The sequence below is a fragment of the Catalinimonas alkaloidigena genome, assembly GCF_900100765.1.
In the GTDB taxonomy this organism is placed as follows: Bacteria; Bacteroidota; Bacteroidia; order Cytophagales; family Flexibacteraceae; genus Mooreia; species Mooreia alkaloidigena.
This window is the reverse complement of sequence record NZ_FNFO01000004.1, coordinates 326,979-345,876: the sequence shown is the minus strand read 5'-3', so window position 1 is coordinate 345,876 and position 18,898 is coordinate 326,979. Positions and strand designations below refer to the sequence as shown.

The 18,898-nt window shown below is 58.2% G+C and carries 14 protein-coding genes; 5 read left to right on the top strand and 9 right to left on the bottom strand.

Annotated elements, in window-relative coordinates:
- Nucleotides 1-145 precede the first annotated feature (145 nt).
- Together BLR44_RS12305 and BLR44_RS12300 are read left to right on the top strand one after the other, a co-directional pair.
- On the top strand, nucleotides 146-4,228 hold the full coding sequence (locus BLR44_RS12305) for a two-component regulator propeller domain-containing protein (RefSeq protein WP_143017253.1): 4,083 nt from the start codon (nucleotides 146-148) through the stop codon (nucleotides 4,226-4,228).
- Nucleotides 4,229-4,321: 93 nt separating this feature from the next.
- Nucleotides 4,322-6,586 (top strand): FUSC family protein, encoded by a 2,265-nt coding sequence (locus tag BLR44_RS12300; RefSeq protein ID WP_089682233.1) that lies wholly within the window; start codon nucleotides 4,322-4,324, stop codon nucleotides 6,584-6,586.
- 37 nt (nucleotides 6,587-6,623) lie between these two features.
- Here the strand turns inward: BLR44_RS12300 and BLR44_RS12295 are convergent, their stop codons facing one another.
- The 6 genes from BLR44_RS12295 to BLR44_RS12270 form a co-directional block, all read right to left on the bottom strand.
- Nucleotides 6,624-7,142: a hypothetical protein gene (locus BLR44_RS12295; protein ID WP_089682231.1), complete on the bottom strand. Its 519-nt coding sequence runs from the start codon at nucleotides 7,140-7,142 to the stop codon at nucleotides 6,624-6,626.
- Nucleotides 7,143-7,190: 48 nt separating this feature from the next.
- Nucleotides 7,191-8,345: an outer membrane beta-barrel protein gene (locus tag BLR44_RS12290; RefSeq protein ID WP_089682229.1), complete on the bottom strand. Its 1,155-nt coding sequence runs from the start codon at nucleotides 8,343-8,345 to the stop codon at nucleotides 7,191-7,193.
- Between the two features lie 83 nt (nucleotides 8,346-8,428).
- Nucleotides 8,429-9,787, bottom strand: coding sequence for a vanadium-dependent haloperoxidase (locus BLR44_RS12285; RefSeq protein WP_089682227.1), 1,359 nt, complete (start codon nucleotides 9,785-9,787; stop codon nucleotides 8,429-8,431).
- Between the two features lie 228 nt (nucleotides 9,788-10,015).
- Nucleotides 10,016-11,068, bottom strand: coding sequence for a vWA domain-containing protein (locus BLR44_RS12280; protein WP_089682225.1), 1,053 nt, complete (start codon nucleotides 11,066-11,068; stop codon nucleotides 10,016-10,018).
- Entirely contained in the window at nucleotides 11,061-12,017 is a 957-nt protein-coding gene (locus BLR44_RS12275) for a hypothetical protein (protein WP_089682223.1), read from the bottom strand. The genes BLR44_RS12280 and BLR44_RS12275 overlap by 8 nt, the downstream gene beginning before the upstream one ends.
- A gap of 1 nt (nucleotide 12,018) precedes the next feature.
- Complete coding sequence (locus BLR44_RS12270) at nucleotides 12,019-12,918, bottom strand: DUF58 domain-containing protein (RefSeq protein WP_317042780.1); 900 nt, start codon at nucleotides 12,916-12,918, stop codon at nucleotides 12,019-12,021.
- A 170-nt stretch (nucleotides 12,919-13,088) separates the two neighbouring features.
- On the opposite strand from BLR44_RS12270, the gene BLR44_RS12265 reads away from it, so the two are divergent.
- The 3 genes from BLR44_RS12265 to BLR44_RS28870 all read left to right on the top strand — a co-directional run bounded on the left by BLR44_RS12265 (nucleotide 13,089) and on the right by BLR44_RS28870 (nucleotide 14,529).
- A complete protein-coding gene (locus BLR44_RS12265; protein ID WP_089682221.1) occupies nucleotides 13,089-13,493 on the top strand; it encodes a DUF4296 domain-containing protein in 405 nt (134 codons plus the stop codon).
- The gene (locus BLR44_RS12260) at nucleotides 13,483-14,292 is read left to right on the top strand and encodes an SDR family oxidoreductase (RefSeq protein ID WP_089682219.1); all 810 of its coding nucleotides are present in this window, start codon (nucleotides 13,483-13,485) and stop codon (nucleotides 14,290-14,292) included. Before BLR44_RS12265 ends, BLR44_RS12260 begins: the two co-directional genes overlap by 11 nt.
- 72 nt (nucleotides 14,293-14,364) lie before the next feature.
- Nucleotides 14,365-14,529: a hypothetical protein gene (locus tag BLR44_RS28870; protein WP_176956014.1), complete on the top strand. Its 165-nt coding sequence runs from the start codon at nucleotides 14,365-14,367 to the stop codon at nucleotides 14,527-14,529.
- Here the strand turns inward: BLR44_RS28870 and BLR44_RS12255 are convergent.
- From BLR44_RS12255 to gatC, 3 genes are read right to left on the bottom strand one after another with little or no spacing between them, the layout of a single operon-like run.
- Nucleotides 14,510-15,484, bottom strand: coding sequence for a D-2-hydroxyacid dehydrogenase (locus BLR44_RS12255; protein WP_089682217.1), 975 nt, complete (start codon nucleotides 15,482-15,484; stop codon nucleotides 14,510-14,512). The genes BLR44_RS28870 and BLR44_RS12255 overlap by 20 nt on opposite strands.
- A 19-nt stretch (nucleotides 15,485-15,503) precedes the next feature.
- The gene (locus tag BLR44_RS12250) at nucleotides 15,504-18,557 is read right to left on the bottom strand and encodes a tetratricopeptide repeat protein (protein ID WP_143017252.1); all 3,054 of its coding nucleotides are present in this window, start codon (nucleotides 18,555-18,557) and stop codon (nucleotides 15,504-15,506) included.
- An 18-nt stretch (nucleotides 18,558-18,575) separates the two neighbouring features.
- A complete protein-coding gene (gene gatC / locus BLR44_RS12245; protein ID WP_089682213.1) occupies nucleotides 18,576-18,896 on the bottom strand; it encodes an Asp-tRNA(Asn)/Glu-tRNA(Gln) amidotransferase subunit GatC in 321 nt (106 codons plus the stop codon).
- Nucleotides 18,897-18,898: the final 2 nt, after the last annotated feature.

Below are 18,898 nucleotides of genomic sequence, written 5' to 3'. Positions count from 1 at the left end.
TCAACCCTAGTAAGAAAGAAATCCTCCGGATTGTGGTAATTTTCAACCATACGCCTCTGGTGCCGGGCGGCCGGCGGACCTACACGCTGCCCTCGGGCAAAACCAGGGCGCAACACGAGATCGCTATTTTTTGAAACACCACCACATGGTACGCATCATCCTAGGGGTTGTCCTCTGGGCAGGGCTCGGAATCGGAGGAGGCCAGCTCGGGGCGCAGACGCTGTATTTTTCGACCCTGTCGGTTCGCGACGGGCTGCCCGCGCCGCAGACGACCGCCATTGTGCAGGACGCGTATGGCTTCCTGTGGCTGGGCACAAGCCAAGGCCTGGCCCGCTACGACGGCTACCGCTTTCAGGCCTTCCCGCGCGGCGATTCCATGAGTTTCCCGGCTTCGCTGGGCATCAACGCGCTGGTGGCCGCTGGCGATACCCTTTGGATCGGTACCTGGAAAGGGCTGTACAAGATGAGTGTGGTGACGTTTCAGACCACCCGTGTGGACGTGGGGGCAGAAAATACGATCCGCTGCCTGTACCAGGATCGGCAGGGCGACGTCTGGGTCGGCAGTTCCGGCGGCCTGTGGCACTTTCCCCGCCACGGTGGCGCGGGGCAACATTTCACCCAGCACAACAGCCGATTGAGTCACAACACCGTACGTGCCCTCTACCAGGATCGTACCGGGACGCTCTGGGTCGGTACGTACGACGGCCTGAACCAGCTTGCGCCGGGCGCGTCCCATTTCCGGAACTACGACCTGAAAGGCAACTATGCACCTGCGCCGGACAACAACCTGATCGGGGCCATCCAGCCGGTTTCCGCCACGGCCGACTCGCTGCTGTGGGTGGGCACCGAAACGGGGCTGTGTCTGTTTGATCCAACTGCCGGCACGTACCAGCACTTCAACCGGCATAATGCAGGTTTCAGCAACGACGTCGTGAAGTCCATCCTGGTGGCGGCAGACCAGCGCCTCTGGCTGGGGACCGATTTCGGCCTGAACCTGTTCGATCCACGGACCCGTACCACCACGACGTATTTTCACCAGCCGCAGGTGCCGCATTCGTTGCCGAGCAATGTGGTGTGGCAGTTTTTTGAAGACCGGGGCGGGGTGCGCTGGCTGGCGACTTCCAACGGTGTCAGTCGCCTGAAACCCGCACGCATCGCCTACACCTTTCACGAAGTCACGGCCGAACAGGACGGGCAGACTATCGGCAATCAGGTGCGCGATGTGCTGGTGGCACGCGACGGGGCGAAGTGGCTCGCGACGCTTCACGGGGTGATCCGCATCGACCCGACGACCGGCGCGCGGCGGTGGTTCCGCAGCACCGACCCGGGTCCGACCCGTCTGCTGCTGGACAACGCATTTACGCTGGCCGAAGACGACCGCGGGCGGATCTGGATCGGTACGGCGGGGGGCATCAACCTCTGGAACGAGGCGACGCAACGCATGGAGACGCTGACGGCCTGCATGCAAAACGGCTTGAATTCCAATTACATCGGGAAAATCCTGCGCAGCCCGGAGGGAAGCTTCTGGGTGGTGGCGTGGGACGGGGGCCTGTTTCGGGTGAGTGGAACCGAAGGGGCCGCCGCAGACATGCGCTTTCGCCAGGTCGACGAAGTTGCGGCCGAACGGAGTGTCGCGGGCGACGACGCCCTGTGGTCGATTCAATACAACCAGCTTTTTCGCATCGATTGGACGACCGGCCAGAAACAACGCATTGAAACCTTTGCCGGACATGCCCGCGGGCAGGAGATCCAATCGCTGTGCCGTTCCCGCACCGGTGTGCTCTGGGCCACCACGCAGCGCGGGCTGCTGGAGTACCGACCCACTTCCGATCAGGCCGTTTTCCATCCGCTCGTGATGGGCAATGCCGGTACGCTGGCGAACCTGCTGGAAGACGACGAAGGTAACCTGTGGGGCACTACGCCGCAGTACCTGCTGAAATACCAGGTAACCACCGGCGCTTTGCGCACGTTTCCGCTCGAAAAAGAACTACCGCTCACCAGCTTCTACAACGGATGCGCCACCCGTAGTGCCACCGGCGAGTTTCTGCTGGGCGGCGACAATGGCTACTTGTCCTTCTTTCCGGAGGCGCTGGCCCCCGATCCGTACCGCCCGCCGGTCCACCTCACTTCCCTGCAAATCAACAACCAGGCGGTAGCCACTGGCGAAAAAGTCGACGGGAAGGCGTTGCTGCACCACGACATTTCGTTCACCGACGCCCTGCACCTGGACTACGGCCAACGTTCGCTGGCCTTCGAATTTGCGGCCCTCGATTACTGGCAACCTGCGTTGAACACCTACGCGTACCGCCTGGAAGGCTTCGACGACGACTGGCACTATACCACCGGCGCCAAAAACTTTGCTGTCTACGCCAACCTGACGCCCGGTACATATACGCTGGCGGTGAAGGGAACCAACAATTTTGGGCTCTGGAGCGATCAGGTGGCGACCCTGCGCATCCACATCCGGCCACCGCTGCTGCTGAGTCCCGGTTTTCTGGTGGGGTACGTGGTGCTGATATTGGGGGCGGCGTTTGCCGGATTGCGACTCTACACAGCACGAATGAAGCTCAAAAATGAGTTGCACATTGCACGCCTGGAGCGGCAACACGCCGAAGAACTGGTCGAAACCAAACAACGCTTTTTTACCAACCTATCGCACGAACTGCGCACCCCCATCAGCCTGATCTTGCCGCCCATCCGGCAGGTGCTGAAGCAGGGGAAGCTGGACGAAGCGAGCAGTGGCCTTATGGCCCTGGCCGAGAAAAACGCACAGCGGTTGTTGCGGGTGGTGAACCAGATCCTCGACGTCCGCAAACTCGAAAACGACGTGTTGCCGCTGCGCGTAACGCCGTTCGATCTGGTCGAATTCTGCCGGGAGTTGACGACCCTGTTTGCCGACCGGGCGGCCCGTAAACAAATCCGGTTTGCTTTTCGGACCGACCTGGACACCTGCGAAGTATGGGCCGATACCGAAAAGGTCGAGACGGTGATTTACAACCTTTTGTCCAATGCGTTCAAGTTTACGCCCGATGGTGGGAGCGTAACGTTGGCCCTGCAACGTCTGCACGACGACGCCTATCCGCACGACGCGGTGTCGCTGGTTGTGCAGGACACCGGCATGGGCATTTCGGCGGACGAACAGCGCCGGATTTTCGAGCGCTTCTACCAGACGCCTGCGGCCAAAGCCAAGGAGCCGGGGTCCGGCATCGGCCTGACCCTGGTGGCCGAATACATCCGGTTGCACCACGGCCGCATCTCGGTCGAAAGTGCGTTGCAACAGGGCAGTCGCTTTACGGTCGTGTTGCCGCTGGGGAACGCCCACTTCCCGGTCGATCTGTGGCAGGAAGAGCCCGCGCTGGAACTATGGGCTACCAAAACCCCGCTGCCGGTGCCGTACCGGTACGAGTTGGCGTCGGACAAGCCCCTGGTGCTGATTGTAGAAGATAACCCACAAATGGTCGACTTTATCCGCCTCAGCCTCCGGCACAAGTACCATTTCCTCGTCGCCGAAAACGGCGAAGAAGGACTGGCGAAGGCCACTCAGTTTTCGCCCGATGTCATCGTCAGCGACAGCATGATGCCGGTGATGGACGGACTGCTCTTTTGCCGGAAACTCAAAGAATCGCCGCAGATGCGCCACATCCCGTTTCTCTTTCTGACGGCCAAAAGCCTGCCGACGCACGTACTGGAAGGCATTCAGACGGGGGCCGACCTGTACCTGACCAAGCCGGTGGACATGGACCTGCTGGAAGCCCATCTCGATCAGATGATCGCCCGGCAGCAGGAAATGCTTCACTACTTCAAAAATGAAGTGTTATTGCAACCGGCCGCGCCGTCTGCCACCGAGACCGTCGACGAGAAGTTCATCAAGAAGATCATGCAGGCGCTGGAGGCCCATCTCGACGATCCCGCCTTCAGTGTGGAGGTACTGGCTAGTGAAGTAGGGCTGAGTACTACCCACTTGTACCGGAAACTCAAGTCGTTAACCGACCTGTCGGGCAATCAGTTGATCCGGAAATACCGCCTGCGCAAAGCCTCGCTGTTGCTGAGCGGGCAGGCCGGCAACGTATCGGAAGCGATGTATGCCACCGGCTTCACGAGTCTTTCCTATTTCTCCAAATGCTTTAAAGCGGAGTTCGGCCTCACTCCCAAAGAGTTCCAGCAGCAGGCCGCTGCCCCCGAAGCGACGGAAATCGACGCGGCCCTGTTCTCGAAAGTGCGGTTGTAGTCCTGCAAGAGGTTGGAGCGAACGCTGGTCAGGCCAATGGGGTTGTAACCTTTTGGACCGGGTTCGGTACAACCTTTTCGAAGACCATGCATCATGCGTAGGGCGTTGGCGGACTATTTCCGCAGCATTGATTTTGACCGCAGTATCATCGTGGTGGTGGCCATGGCCCTCCCGTTGGGAGTGTTGTATGCGCTGGGCAATTTTTCGCCCGCCCCTGGCCTGATCATGGGGGTTTTTCTGTGTTCGCCCAGCGACGTACCGGGCAGCCGCCGACACCGTTCGCTGAGCATCCTGATTACACTGGCGATTGTGTTGGTCACCACCTTGCTGATGCACCTCTCGTTTGTGTCCCTGTGGGTAGTACTACCCCTGATGTCACTGCTGGTGTTCGGCAACGCCATGGTATCAGTCTACGGGTTCCGCGCTTCGCTGGTGAGTTTCTCCGGACTGTTTGCGGTGATTCTGGCCCTGGCACGGCCGCTGGAAATGCCTGCGTTGTGGCCTCACCTTGGCTTTATGACTTTGGGCGGGTTGTGGTACTGGTGCGTGACGTGGGTGGCGCATGCGCTGATGGCGCGCAAGCACAACCAGATGATTCTGGCCGAATGCATGCGGCTGACGGCGCGTTACCTGCGCGTGCGGGCACAATTGGTGCCTGCCCCCGACCATGCGCTGTCCCTTCAAAAAGAACTGCTCGACCTGCAAAGTCAGCTCAACGAAAAACACGAAAAGCTGCGGGAGATTTTCATCACCGACCGGGAAGCGTCGGGTAGCTCGCACTTTGCCGAGAAGTACATTCTTATTTTCATCGAACTGGTCGACATTCTGGAGCTGGCCATGGCCAACCCGGCCAATTACGAGAAGCTCAACGCCTTTTTTACGGGCATCCCCGCCGACCTGCAACCGTTCGTGCGGATTCTCAACGGCATGGCGCAACGGTTGGACGAGTTGGCGGAGGCAGTCAATCGGCAGCGCACCATCCGGACCAGCCCGGATTTCACTAAGCTGTTCGAGGCGGCCCGGGGCAGCATTGCCCGCTACCTCGCGGCCTACGAAACCACCCACAGTGCCGACCAGGTTCAGGAAGGGGCCATCATCTTGCGCAACCTGCTGGACTACGAACAGAAACAGCACCAGAAGATCGAGAGCATCGAACGCGTGTTAAGTGACCTGATCGACCAAGAGCAAGTACGGTTGCGCAGCAAAGACGCCGAGAAGTTCATCACCACGCAGGACTACGATCCACAGATTTTCCGGCAGAACCTCAATCCCCAGTCCACGATTTTCCGCCATTCGGTGCGCCTCACGGCCACGGTGCTGCTGGGCTTTGCGCTCGGTCGATGGTTTCAGATCCAGAATGCCTACTGGATTGTCCTGACGATTATCGTGATTATGCGGCCGAGCTACGGTCTGACCAAAAGCCGGTCGAAAGAGCGGGTCTACGGCACGTTGATCGGGTGTGTGGTGGCGGTCGGCGTGGTGCTGCTGGTCGACAACCGCGTGGTATACGGCGTACTGGCTGGCGTTTCGTTCGTGATCGCCTTTTCGTTGCTCCAGCGGAATTACCGCAACTCGGCCATTTTCGTGACGCTGAACATCGTTTTTTTGTACGTGCTGATTCAGCCGGACGCTTTTCAGGTGATTCAGTACCGATTTCTGGATACGGCCCTCGGTGCGGGAATGTCGTTTCTGGCGAGTCTGTTGCTTTGGCCCAGTTGGGAGGCCGCCAGCATCCGAAAGTTCATTCTCAAAACCCTGCGTGCCAACCGAACTTACTTACAGGAAATCAGCCACTTCTACCAACACAAGGCCGAGCTGCCCACGTCCTACAAACTGGCGCGGAAGGAGGCGTTTCTGGCGATTGGCGACCTGAGTGCGGCCTTTCAGCGGATGAACCAGGAACCGAAGTCGAAGCGGCAGCACTACGCCAAGCATTACGAAATGGTGGTGCTCAATCACACGTTCCTGACGGCCCTGACGGCGATGGGGACGTTCATCCAGAACCACATCACCAGCGAAAAATCGGAGCATGTGCAGGCCTACTTCGACAGCATCGACAACCGGCTGGAAGCCGCACAAGCCTACCTGGAGCGCAGAGCGCCGCAACTGGCAGACGTACAGCGGCAACTTGTGGAGGCCAATGCTTACATGGAGCAGCGGTTGCAGGAATACACCCAGGTCGAAAGTCAGTGGCTCGTTGCCGAGCCAACGTCAGTCAGCGAGCAGGTGCGCCACGAAGTGCAGGAAGCCCGGCTGATGACCCACCACCTCCGCTGGATGTATTCTTTATCGGAGAGCATGGTGCAGACGGCACAGGCGCTGTCGGCCGGAAGGTCTGACGGGAGAGACCAAACGTAAGCGAGTCCTGCCGTAATGAGGGGTGTGCCGCTTTCGTCTAGTTGTACTGATGTCCTTTCAGGAATTGGCTCTCTTTCCGCGCTTTTTCGGCGCGAACGATGCTGACAAGTGCATAGACCAGTCCGCCGAGGAAAACAATTCTTCGCGTCACCCCCTGCATCAACACCGCAGGTTCGACCAGGGCCAGTGCGATGTAGTAACCGGCTAGGAGCAAGAGCGGAATCAGAATGGAGAGAAAAGGCTTTTTGTACGTCAGAAAACCGAACCCGACAAAGACCGCTCCCAGCACGAGGTGGAAGGTCTGACTTATGCCGTCGGGTGCATCTTGCACAAAAGCAAGTACCATCGTAATGGCACCGATGATCCACAAGATGGTGCGCGCTCGTTGGATGTGCTCTCGGGTATCGCTGATGGTGCCTTTCTTCAGAATTTGCTGTCCAATGAAAACAGACTTCTCTTTTTCGGTACCCGCGAAAGGGAAGCCACAGTGCTGACAGGCATCCGGTGGCAGGTCGTATGCCGTCTGGCAGGTAGGACAATGAGCACGCGTATGCATAAGGTTTGTGAATTGATGAAAGCACCGTAACCCACGGCACGGGCGGCACTAGAATTCTACGCCCAACGACAGCTGATACAGATTGATGCGGGCGTTCTCTTCTCCGTAGTTCGCCTGGTATTTCAGGAGGCGTGAGCGATGTCTTTTTAGCTGAATTTGCAGGGCAACCGGCGCAAGTGGCACGTGCAGGCCGATGCCGAAAGACGTCCCGTACGAAAGATCGCTTACATCCAGAAGATAAGTGCTCGTGCCGTTGGCAGTTGTCCGGCTGCCTTCCTGATGCAACAAATATTGTAGGTGACCACCTGCCGCTACAAAGGGGGTGAAATGCCCCGGAAACAGATGGTATTGCACAGTAAGCGGAAGGCGGATCAGTTGGGTAGCAACCTGATAGCGGTACTCGTCACCCCAAAAATTTACGTAGATTTTTTCTCCGTGCAGCGACGCGTAGCCTAACGAAGCTTGTACGCCTACGTGCCCTAACGTGACGCGACCGTACAAACCAGCTTCTCCGCCGACTTCCTGGCTATAAACACCTTGCGCTTCGCTCTGCGTCGAAGCGAAGTTGATGATCTGGTACAGGTTCGCGCCCGCGTAAATCCCGCCCGTCACCGAAGCAGGTGCGTGGCGACGGCGAATTTGGACCGGCTGCGACGAAGTACAGGCGGTATAGTCGGTAACCAGGCGCGTTAGCGTACGCAGGTCATAACGGTATTTTTTTTGTGCCTCCAGGTTGTTCAGGCGCAGGGCGGCGCAATCGCTAAAAATCGTGTTTAACGTGCCGTGGAATTTACGGTCGTTGGGCAGGGCAACTACTGAGTCGCCATTCCCGATGGCATAGACAGATTTTAAGGAAGCCAACTGGGTTTCGTATAACGTGACACGGCCCACTACAATTTCCTGAAGGAAGCGGGTCGTAACGCCCTTGGCATGATGTACCGGTTGCGCGGTATAGACCCGGTCCTGTTCGATCACGAACCCGCGGATCTCTTCCGGGGTGTAGCGTATCCTGCTACCCGCTGGACCCTCCGGCCTGAAAAGCACCTCGCGGGTCATTTTCGACGTTGAAGTTTCGCCGATCTGGCCGTGCAGCGTATCGCCCTGAAGCGTGATGACGGCACCGGGCCGATAGATGGGTTGTGCCTGTCCAGAAAAAACCAGTAAAAAGGACAGTGGCAGTAAAAAAAGAAAGCTAGATCGCATGAAAGAGGCCTTTTATCAAAAAGTAAGAGGCCTCAATATTAGTGACAGTGGAAAGCAACTTTTCTTCGAAAAACGCAAAAAACTTACTCTTTCTTTAAAAGCGCCTGCTTGTCGGCAAGGGGGTGGTGGCGGGTCTGCAGTTTCCCGATGATGTACTGCCCGACCTTCCGTCCTTCGTCGACGCCGTTGTTGATGGCAGGCATGAAGTGAATGCCCCCGTAGAGCCGGCTGATGGCGGCCTCTTGCGCGGCCTGCCGGAAGGAGTCGAAGTGGCGCATCGGCAAGCCCCACTGCTGTTCGGTCGAATCGGCGAACGAGAACGAGTCGCCATACAGGCTGGTGAGCATTTCGGCGGCCGCGGTAGAAATAACGCTGTGGCCGCTGGGGTACTCGGGGAAGGGTGGCGTTTGCAACACCGGTTCCCAGGTTTCATCGAGGAACTGGTTGATGGCCGTTTCGGGACGGATGTAGTTGCTGCGGTACTTTTCATCCCAGCAGGCAATGAAGGCATCGGCCAGCGTGACGGAAACCAGCGCATACGCTTCGGCGGTTTCCATCAGGTCGGCGCTGTCTTTTTCGGTTACGATAGAGGTGATGCCCAGCCAGTGGCCGCCCGGTGTGATTTTTTTGGTGGCGAACATCACGTGTCCGGTCGTATTCATCACAAACGGGTTGCAGTCCCAGAAACTCGCGATTTCGCGTTGTTCGGGTGTAAGGTTGTTGCCGGTTTCGTAGACCTTCTTCACATCGGCCATAAAAGCCCCTCCCATGTCTTCGGTGTAGGAGGTCGGGCGGTCGGGTTGAAACTGACTGGCCGAGTCGATCACAAACGGGCGGATCTTGTTCCAGAAAGGTTCAATGGCGTCCATGTAGGCCGGTGGCGTGGGTTTCCAGGTGCCCGGTACGGTCGAAACGGTGTGGCGTTGGCCGCGCGTCTGGTTGTAACCATCTTGTTTGGCCCAGGCCAGCACGTGGTCGGCTACCTGTTGTCCGTACGCTACGGAACGGTCGAATACTTCGTCGGGAACGCCCAGGTCGTGGTACCGTTGGTGGATGCGGGCTTCCCAGTTGTTAATGCTGTCTTCCGAAAAGATCATGGCGCGCCCTACGGTCAGGTACGCGTGCAGGCTGGCCAGCGGATAACAGTATTCTTGCGTAGTATCCGGCTGCGGGGCCGGCGTCAGATCATTCAGTTGTCCGGCCAGCGACTTGTATTCCGGATGTGCCGGCAGAAGTGTTTCGTAAGCAGCAACGCTCGAGTAGGCGTAAATGCGGCTCGCGACCGGGGGCGAGAAAATATCGTGGACGATGACGTCGGTCAGGCGGTGCCACGACTGACGAAGAAGGGCCGGGTCGGCGGCCGACTCTTTGTAATCCTGAGAAGAGTGCGAGCAGGCAGCGGCAAGAAGACCGGTCAGCAGGATGACTAGAAGCTTCTTCATAAGCGGAAATCAGCGAGGTAATGGTGGTGTAGATCAGGTAGTTTCGAGGAAAGCAACGGCTTGTCAGAAGTAGTTCCCCAGCACGTAAGTTTTACCCTCTATCTTGCAAATCTACAAGTTTGCAAACGTTTGTTCAAGAAAATCGGCGTCGGAGGCCCGAGAACCTTCGCCCCACGGGGCTTTCTCCGGTAGGATTCCCCGGCACGACCGCAAATCGGGTTTTGCCGGTCAGTCTTCCATAGCGTTGCTCATGAACGTATTCTTGGTCAGGAGCCAACCCAGGAACAGCAACACGCCCCACGTCAGGTAAATATCGTAATAGTCGCGGGTATCGCGGTAGCGCGTCTCCTTGATTTCGGCTTTTTCCAGTTGGTCGATGCGGGCGAATACTTCGCTGAGTGCTTCGTTGTTCGACACGCGGTAGAACGATCCGTCGCCGATGTTGGCAATCTGCCGGAGCGTGGTTTCGTCCATCGTGTTGTCCAGGTACTGCGGCCGCCCGAACACGTCGCGCCCGTACGGCACGCGCCCCTCTTTCCCGATGCCGATCGTGTACATTTTGATGTTGTAGGCTTTGGCCAGTTCGGCCGCCGTAATGGGATCGATGTTGCCGGCAGTGTTGTCGCCGTCTGAAAGAAGAATAATCACTTTCGACTTGGAGTCCGACTCGCGCATCCGGTTGGTGGCCACGGCCAGCGCACTGCCGATGGCGGTACCGCCCTTCTGAATCATCTTGAAGTCGATGTCGTCGATGTAACTGGTCAGGAGCTTGTAATCGGTCGTGAGGGGGGCCAGCGAGTAGGCATCGCCCGAAAAGACCACAATTCCGATCCGGTCCTGAAACCGGCCGGCAATGAACTCCCGGGCCACGTTTTTGGCGGCTTCGAGCCGGTTCGGCCGGAAGTCTTCGATCTTCATTGACTCCGAAATGTCGAGCACGAGCATGATGTCGATCCCTTCGGTGTACTGGTCGACCTGTTCGCTGGTCTTTTGCGGGCGGGCCAGGGCCATCAGCACCAGTCCCACGGACAATGCGAACAGCAGCGGCGGCAGAAAGCGGAGCCAGGTGGTCCAATGGGGTTTTTCCTGCGCATCGAACAGCGCCACCTCGATCTTCTCGCGGAAGCGGTACATGAACAACCAGCGCAGCAGCCACAGCAACGGCAGCAGGGCGATCAGGTAGAGGTAAAACGGATTGACCCACTCGAAATCGCGCAGGATGGACCAGCGGAACCACATGGGGTCCAGCCATTCCCACAGGGAGTTGGTGCGGTTAATCATGCAGCACCTCCTCTCGTCGTTGGGTGTAGAGCCGGGTTACCTGATCGGTCAGGGGTTTGAACAACTGTTCGTCGGGTTGTGGCGGCAGGCCCCCGTAAATGTGGCGGTCGAGCGTATGAAGCGTTTGGTTCAACGCCGGGTCGGGCAGCAGCAGGGTAATGTCGCGCGTGGTGTACGAAGAAAACGGGTGCGGTGACAGCAGGTGCAGATGCTGTTTCCACAGCGAAAGCAGCGCTTCCGAATGTTGGCTGGTCGGTTGGGCTTTCCAGTAGGCCAGTTGTTGGTTGAACTGCCGCTCGAACGCCTCGTGTCGGCGTTGGAGCCGGTAGAGCTGGTAGCGTCGCCGCAGCGGTTGCCCAAACAGCAGGAACAGGAAAAAACCGATCAGCAGCGCCGTGGCGATGCCCAGCGACCAGTACGGGTAATTGAACTGCGTCGGAACGGGGGCGAAGTCGGTGGTGGCCTGCAACGCAATGGAGTCGGGGAGGGGCGGCACCACCGTCGGCTTAAAATCCACTTCGACCCGGCGGGTATATACCGCCACGGAATCGTCGCCTTGCAGGTACCAGACCGGTAGCCGCAGCGATTGCACCGAATCAATCTCGAAGGTGGTCAGGGTATAGACCACACTGTCGAGGCTCCCCAGGCTATCGGAGCGCGTCGGGAACCACGTTTGGCTGAGGTACTCGAACGGCCGGAAATTGTAAAGCGAATCGGGAAACAGCACCATCGTGTTGAGCGGATGGCGGACGCTCATGGCAAACCGGATGGGCTCGCCCAGGCGAATGCTGTCCTGCAAAAAGCTTCCCTCCGGGGGTGTCCAGCGGAGCGCCGTCCCGCTATCGGACAGCGTGTCTCCGGCAGTACTGCCCGGCTGAGCTATGCCGGGAAGGGTAGCCAGCGGAACGCTTCCGAGCAGAAAGAACAAGAGAAAAAGCGCACGGGTCATGTCAGGCACCGGCAATTTTACGTTTGGTGGTGCGGTTGCGCACCTTGAATAAACGAATGAGGTCGGCCACGTAGTCTTCGGAAGTTTCTACCCGCAGGTAATTTGCCTGGTGGCGCTTGCAGATTTCCTCCAATTGGTGCCGATTGGTGGCAAAACGGTCGTTGACTTCGCGTGCAAACTGGGTCGACGAGGTGTTGATCCAGAACGTCCGGCGTTTCTCCTTGTCAAAAAGTGGAATGATGCCCAGCTTCGGGAAGCTGACTTCGCGGTCGTCGGCGACGTGGATCACCACCAGATCGTGCTTGTCGGCCAGCATGCGCAGGCGGTCTTCGTAGCCTTCGTCGATAAAATCGGAAATCAGTATGACGATGCTGCGCCGTTTCAGCAGGTTGATGACGAAACTCATGGCCTTGGTCAGGTTGGTCTTGGCCGACTGTGCCTTCAGGCTGAACAGCGAGTAGATGATCTCGTAGGCGTGTTTCAGGCCTTTGCCCGGCTTGATGTATTTTTCCTTTTCGTCGCTGAAGCAAATCACGCCCACTTGGCTGCCTTCTTTCACGGCGGCAAGCGACAACACGCCGCAAATCTCTTTCGTAATGTCGAGCTTCCGGCGCTTTCGTTTGCCGATTTCCTGCGAGGCGCTCACGTCCACGATGAAAAAAACGGTCTGTTCTTTCTCTTCCCGGAAGGTTTTGACAAACGTGCCGTGGCCTTTGGCCGTCACATTCCAGTCGATGGTGCGCACGTCGTCGCCATACTGATACGCCCGCACGTCATCGAATTCGAGCCCCGCCCCCTTGAACACCGAATGGTAATCGCCCTGCATCTGCATGTTGATCGCCTTCCGGATGGCCACCTCGTACTTGCGCAATTTCTGAATGATGTCTCTGATGTCTTCCATGGCCCGACTATTGCTCGTCACTAACGCCGTTGACGTGTTTCACCGTTCGTCAAAAGTATCAATAAGAATGAACAATGATGAACTTGCATTCTGATAAATCCGTGAAATAGGGAATTGATCGGATCTCAGAACCCACAGAAACCGGAACCTCGTATCTTTGCGTCTACTTTATGAAGTCATTTCTCGTTGTTTTGTGTGCCTGCGGGCTGATGTGGCTGGGCAGTTGCACGCCCGAAACCGATATTCAGAGTGGGGTGCCGCCCGAAGGGTTGATCGACCAGCAAACCATGGTCGACATCCTGATCGACATTCATCTGGCGGAAGCGCGTGCCAACCAGCTCAACATCCCGCCCGACTCAGCGGCGTGGTATTACCGCTACCAACAGGAGCAGATCTTGCAGGATTATGGGCTGGACAGCGCCCGTTTTCGCGAGAGTTACAATTACTACCTGCAGAACGTGCCCCTGATCGACGAAATTTACGGCGCGCTGGTGGATAGCCTCAGCGCCCGGGAAGCGCGCAACCAGGCCGTACAACGGGTTCCTTCCTTAGATTCCATTCGCAATGCAAAATAAAGTCGTAATCGTCACCGGCGGCTCGTCGGGCATCGGCAAAGCGTGCGCCGAAAGTTTCGGGCGGGCGGGGGCGCGGGTCGTCATCACCGGACGCAACGCCGACAACCTGCGCCAGACGGCCGACGAATTGACCCAACAGGGCATCCAGGTGCTGCCCGTCGTCTCGGACGTTAGCCGGGAAGAAGATTGCCAACACGTGGTGACGACCACGCTGGCCGAGTGGGGCACAATCGACGTGCTCATCAACAACGCCGGCATCTCCATGCGGGCTCTGTTTGAAGAACTGGAGCTGGACGTGCTGCGGAAGGTGATGGACATCAACTTCTGGGGAACGGTTTACATGACCAAATACGCCCTTCCGTCGCTTCTGAAACAACGCGGTTCTATCGTGAGCGTGTCGTCCATTGCCGGCTACCGGGGGCTGCCCGCTCGCACCGGCTACTCCGCTTCGAAGGCCGCCATGCAAGGCTTTATGGAAGCCCTGCGCACGGAACTGTTGCACAAAGGCGTACACATTCTGGTGGCCTGCCCGGGCTTCACCGCCTCCAACATCCGGAACACGGCCCTGACCAAAACGGGCCAGATGCAGGGCGAAACTCCCCGCGACGAAGGCAAGATGATGACGGCCGAAGCGGTAGGCGATGCCATTCTGACGGCTGTGCAGAAGCGACGGCGCGATCTGGTGCTGACCACGCAGGGCAAAATGACGGTGTTTATGAACAAGTGGTTCCCCGGCTGGATGGACAAAATGGTCTACAACCACATGGCGAAAGAGAAAGACTCGCCGCTCCCTTCGTAAAAAGTAAGGCTGCAGAAGCAACGGGCGCTGCGCACTTCCGTAAGGGAATGTAGTGTCTTACTTTTTATCGTTATGCAAAAGTTTATCGCCTATTATTTATTGATTCTGCTGGTCTTTGTTGCTTCCAGCTGCGAAGTTGTAGAAGGTATCTTTAAAGCCGGTGTCTGGGTCGGCGTACTTCTGGTGGTGGGCATCATTGCCCTGATCATCTGGGTGTTTAGCCGTTTTTTCCGGTAAGCCCGTTGACCACATTCTGCCACGTTCCCGCCTGAAAGGCCCGTAGGTTGTCGACCACGGTCGCCAGCAGGCGGCTGCGCGCTTCGTACGACGCCCACGCAATGTGCGGGGTGACCAGGCAGTTTTTCGCGCCCAGCAGCGGATTATCGGCCGCCGGGGGTTCGGAGGAAAGCACGTCCAGCGCTGCGCCCGCGATGGTCCCCGCTTCCAGGGCTTCCCGCAAGTCTGCTTCGTGCACCAGCGGCCCACGCCCCGTATTGATCAGCCAGGCGGAGCGCTTCATGGTGCTGAGGCGCTCCCGGTTAACCATGCCTTGATTGTCGGCCGTGAGGGGACAGTGCAGCGTCACGACGTCGCTGCGCCGGAATACCTCATCCAACGACACGAATTCAACCCCGGGCCGTGCGTCGCGCTCCGGATGGGTGTGGTACGAAAGAATCTGCATGCCGAAGCCCTGAGCCATTTGCGCCACGGCCTGCCCGATGCGCCCAAACCCCACAATGCCGAGCGTTTTGCCCGCCAGCTCTACCAACGGTCCCAGCTGGTACGTAAAGTCCGGACAGCGAACCCAGTCGCCCTGTTGTACACTGGCCTGATGTTGCCCGACCCGGTTGCTCAGTTCCAGCAGAAGCGCCATCGTATGTTGCGCGGTCGAAAAGGTGGAGTACCCCGCCGCATTGGTGACGGGAATGCCCCGCGCTTTGGCCGCCTCTACATCGACCACGTTGTAGCCGGTCGCCATCACGCCGATGTACTTGAGGTCAGGAAGCCGGGCAATGGTTTCGCCCGACAACACCACTTTGTTGGTTAATAGTGCGTCCGCGCCCTGGCTGCGCGCAAGCACGTCGCCGGGAGCAGTCCGGTCGTAGAGCGTCACAGAGCCGAGTGCTTCCAGGGCAGTCCAGTCCAGGTCGCCGGGATTGAGGGTGTAACTGTCCAGTACGACAATATGCATGGGAAGGAAGGGGTTGGAGTTAAAATTGCTCGAGGGCGCGTAGCGACTCGGTGCGGGCCGTCGTATACTGCGATTCGAACATGGTGTGGTCTTTGTACAGGTCTTTGTAGCGCGTATAGCTCTCGTCGGCAAACTCGATCAGGTTGAGACGTAACGCCTGCAGAATGTAGGCTTCGTGTGCAGCCCGGTTGTACGGATTGAGCGACAGGGCCGTCAGCAGTTGGTCGTAAGCGACTTGGGGCTGTAGCATCCGTTGGTATAAATCGGCCAGCGTCACCACGATGTCGCCTACCAGAGGATTGGCTTCGAACGCTTCCTGCAACAGCGGCAAGGCTTGCTCGTTCTGACCGTTTTGCAGGGCAATGGCCCCTTTGAAATAAGGTTTCCAGCCTGGATCCGACAAGGAATCTACGGCTGCCGCCACGGCTTCGGGCTGGTGCATCAGGAGTTTCAGGCGGAAAAACTGTATCCACCAGGCGTCGCGTGCTTCGGTCGGTACCGTGGCATCAGGAACCGGCAGTTGCCGGGCCAGTTCTTCGCCCCGGGCGAAGTCTTCCTGTTGTAAAAGTGCTTTTAACAGCGAAGCACCGCCCCAATACCGCAGGGCGGGTTGTTGCAGGCTGCGCCAAATGTCCCATTTCTGGTCCATGGTCAGCGTCTGGTTAACGTCCAGGGCAGCGACGCGAAACGGTTCGGCCAGGGTTTGAATCACCTCCATTTCGCCACTGACGGCGCGTAGGACTTGTGCAGCCGCGTTGCGTTGGCCTTCGTCGTCGTCGTTGAGCAGATTGATCCACGCCCGGCGGGCGCGCTCGGCATCGCCGGCTGCGGTCAGGGCGGCGGCCAGGTGCAGACGTGTGTCGTAACCGCGTTCGAGGGCCGAGGCAAAGAAATCGGCTGCGTAACGGGGCGTGCCCATTTGGAACAGCCATAGGCCCAGGTGGTTGCCATACGTAGCGCCTAGAGTCGTGCTACTTTCCTGGAGTTCCATCAGCGTCGGTAAGGCGCTGGCGCGCTGTCCCTGGCGCATTTGCAGTTCGGCGTGCACAAAGCGCAAATCTTCGCTGTACAGCTCGTTTTCGGCGACCGCAAGGTAACGTTCAATACGCTCGATCAGCTTCGGGTCCGGTTGCGTGAAACGCGTGACGGCCAAGTTGTAAAGAAACGAAAACGAGGCGTTGTCCAGCACCGAATCGGGCAGGGCGTTCAGTTTCAGTTCCGAGGGGCGTCCCATGGCGGCCCGGTTGGCCATTTCGTTGGTCAGCCACGGCAGGGTGTTGTAATGGGACTCGTTCAGAAACGACGTATCACCCGCATACAAATGATTTTTGCCCACAAATGCCAGCAGGTTGGTCGCGGTCAGCGTGGTGCCGCCTACCTCTTTCGCCCGTTGCAGGTAATAGTAGGTGGAGTCCAAAATCCCTGTTCCGTAGTAAAGCAGGGCGAGGTTGTTGTACAACGTGGGACTTTCGGGAAACGCCTCCACGCTTTCCTGCAAGGTGAACAGCGCATCGAAAAACTGGTTGCGCCGCAGGTACGACTCACTCAAGCCGACCCACGACTCTTCCGTCGGGGCTTTTTCCAGCGCTTGATCGAAGTAAAACGTGGTCGAATTCTGGTCGTCCTTGGCGCGCGCCAGCGTGGCCAGCGCATAGTTCGTGCGGTGGTTGCGGTATTCATATTCCAGCGCTTCGCGGTAATACTGTTCGGCCAGGAGCGCGTTGTTTTCGAGGCGGTAGATGTCGCCCAGACCGGTGTAGTACGACGAAATGCCCTGATACACCGGGAACAGGCCGGAATTGAACAAGGCGATGCCGATGCCCGCAACGGCAAACAGCGTCACCCCGGCATAGGGCACCCGGAAGGGCTCGAACGCAATGCGGTGAATGGGCAGGCCCTGCCGCAGGGCCGAGCCAAAGTTGATGAGGATGTAGAAGTAAAACGCCGCCCCAAACCCGGCGAAGCTCAAGGTGATGGCATCTTCAAACATTTCGATCATGGCGTCATGATCCGATGCCTGGTACCACGTCAGGCACGCAAACGACATCAGCGCCAGCGCCAGGAACAAAAATGCACCGCCGGGCCGGAAACTCAGGATGCTTTGGTACTGGCGTTCGCGTCGGGCGAAGTTGCGCAGCCCCAGCACGGTCGAAATGCCAAGAATCAGGAAGGCATCCAGGTACATCAGATCCCACTCCAGCAAGCCCCGGTTGCTGAGGTAGCGGACAATCAGGTTGAACAGGTAAAGTGCCGTGAGTAGCGTGAAGTGAAACGTGGCGTTGGACTGCCCGAACGAGCCTGAGCGGGTCACCATCGTCAGCAGTGCGTACGGAATGTCGATGGCCGTCAGCAGGATGAAAAAGAGCGTGACACCCACCAGCAGGGGCGCGCTGTAGTTCAGGAGCTGAAATACGGGTTGCGGCACTTCGGCACCATACACCAGGGCCAGTCCGACCAGAAAGCTCATGCCGACGAACGGCAGCAGGCGTTGCCACAGGGGCATGCGCGGCCGGAACGCGTGGATGTAGTAGCTGAGGCCTCCCATCAGCGCCATGGCACCTGCCAGCGGCCACGAATTGTCCAGGCCCAGAAAGCTGAGCAGTTCGAGGCGGGCGAAGGCCAGGAAAAACAGCATCAGACCCGTAATGGTCAGGAACCAGAACCGCGAAAATCCGGAAGCTACCGCCATTACCACCGCAATGCCCAGCCAGAAAAGCCCAAGACAGAGGGTGGCGAGGGGCAGATTCAGGTCCAGGTCGGCCGGGATGCGTTTCTGCGTAATCAGGTACACCACCGTTTCCTGCACGAAGTCGCCCAGGTAGTGGTGAAACTGGTCCGTTGCTGCTTCGGTATAGTCGAGCGTATCCTTAATTTCCCAGTGAACTGCGCCTGTGTGCGGAGCCAGGTAGTACCAGGCAAAGAGGCTCATCAGGCCGCCCAGCAGCGCCAGCAGCAGGAGATACGCCCAGCGGTAGGGGCGTTCCCACCAGCGCCAGAACAACAGCGGCATGGACGGATAAGCAGCCCGTTCGGGCGAGGGCCGGCGGGGAGAAGTTAAGGAAGGTAGTTTCAAAATCGCTTGGAGAAAGTATTACTTGGAACGACCCGACTGGGGCTCGTCGTACGCCTCAATCACTTTCGGAACCCGGAAAAAGGTGCCGTCTTGCTGAGGAGCATTGCGCAGACCTTCTTCGCGCGGCAGGGTAGGCTTCACCACATCGTCGCGGAACATGTTGATTTCCTCCGACATGTGGGTCAGGGGTTCTACCTGGTCGGTGTCCAGCTCGTTCAGTTTTTCCATCCAGTCCAGAATCCGGTTCAGGTCCTTCATCATGGTTTTGGCGTTGGCCGTGTCCAGTTCGAGGCGGGCCAGGTTGGCAATGTGTTGTACAGTAGCCAGGTCGATCTTCATAA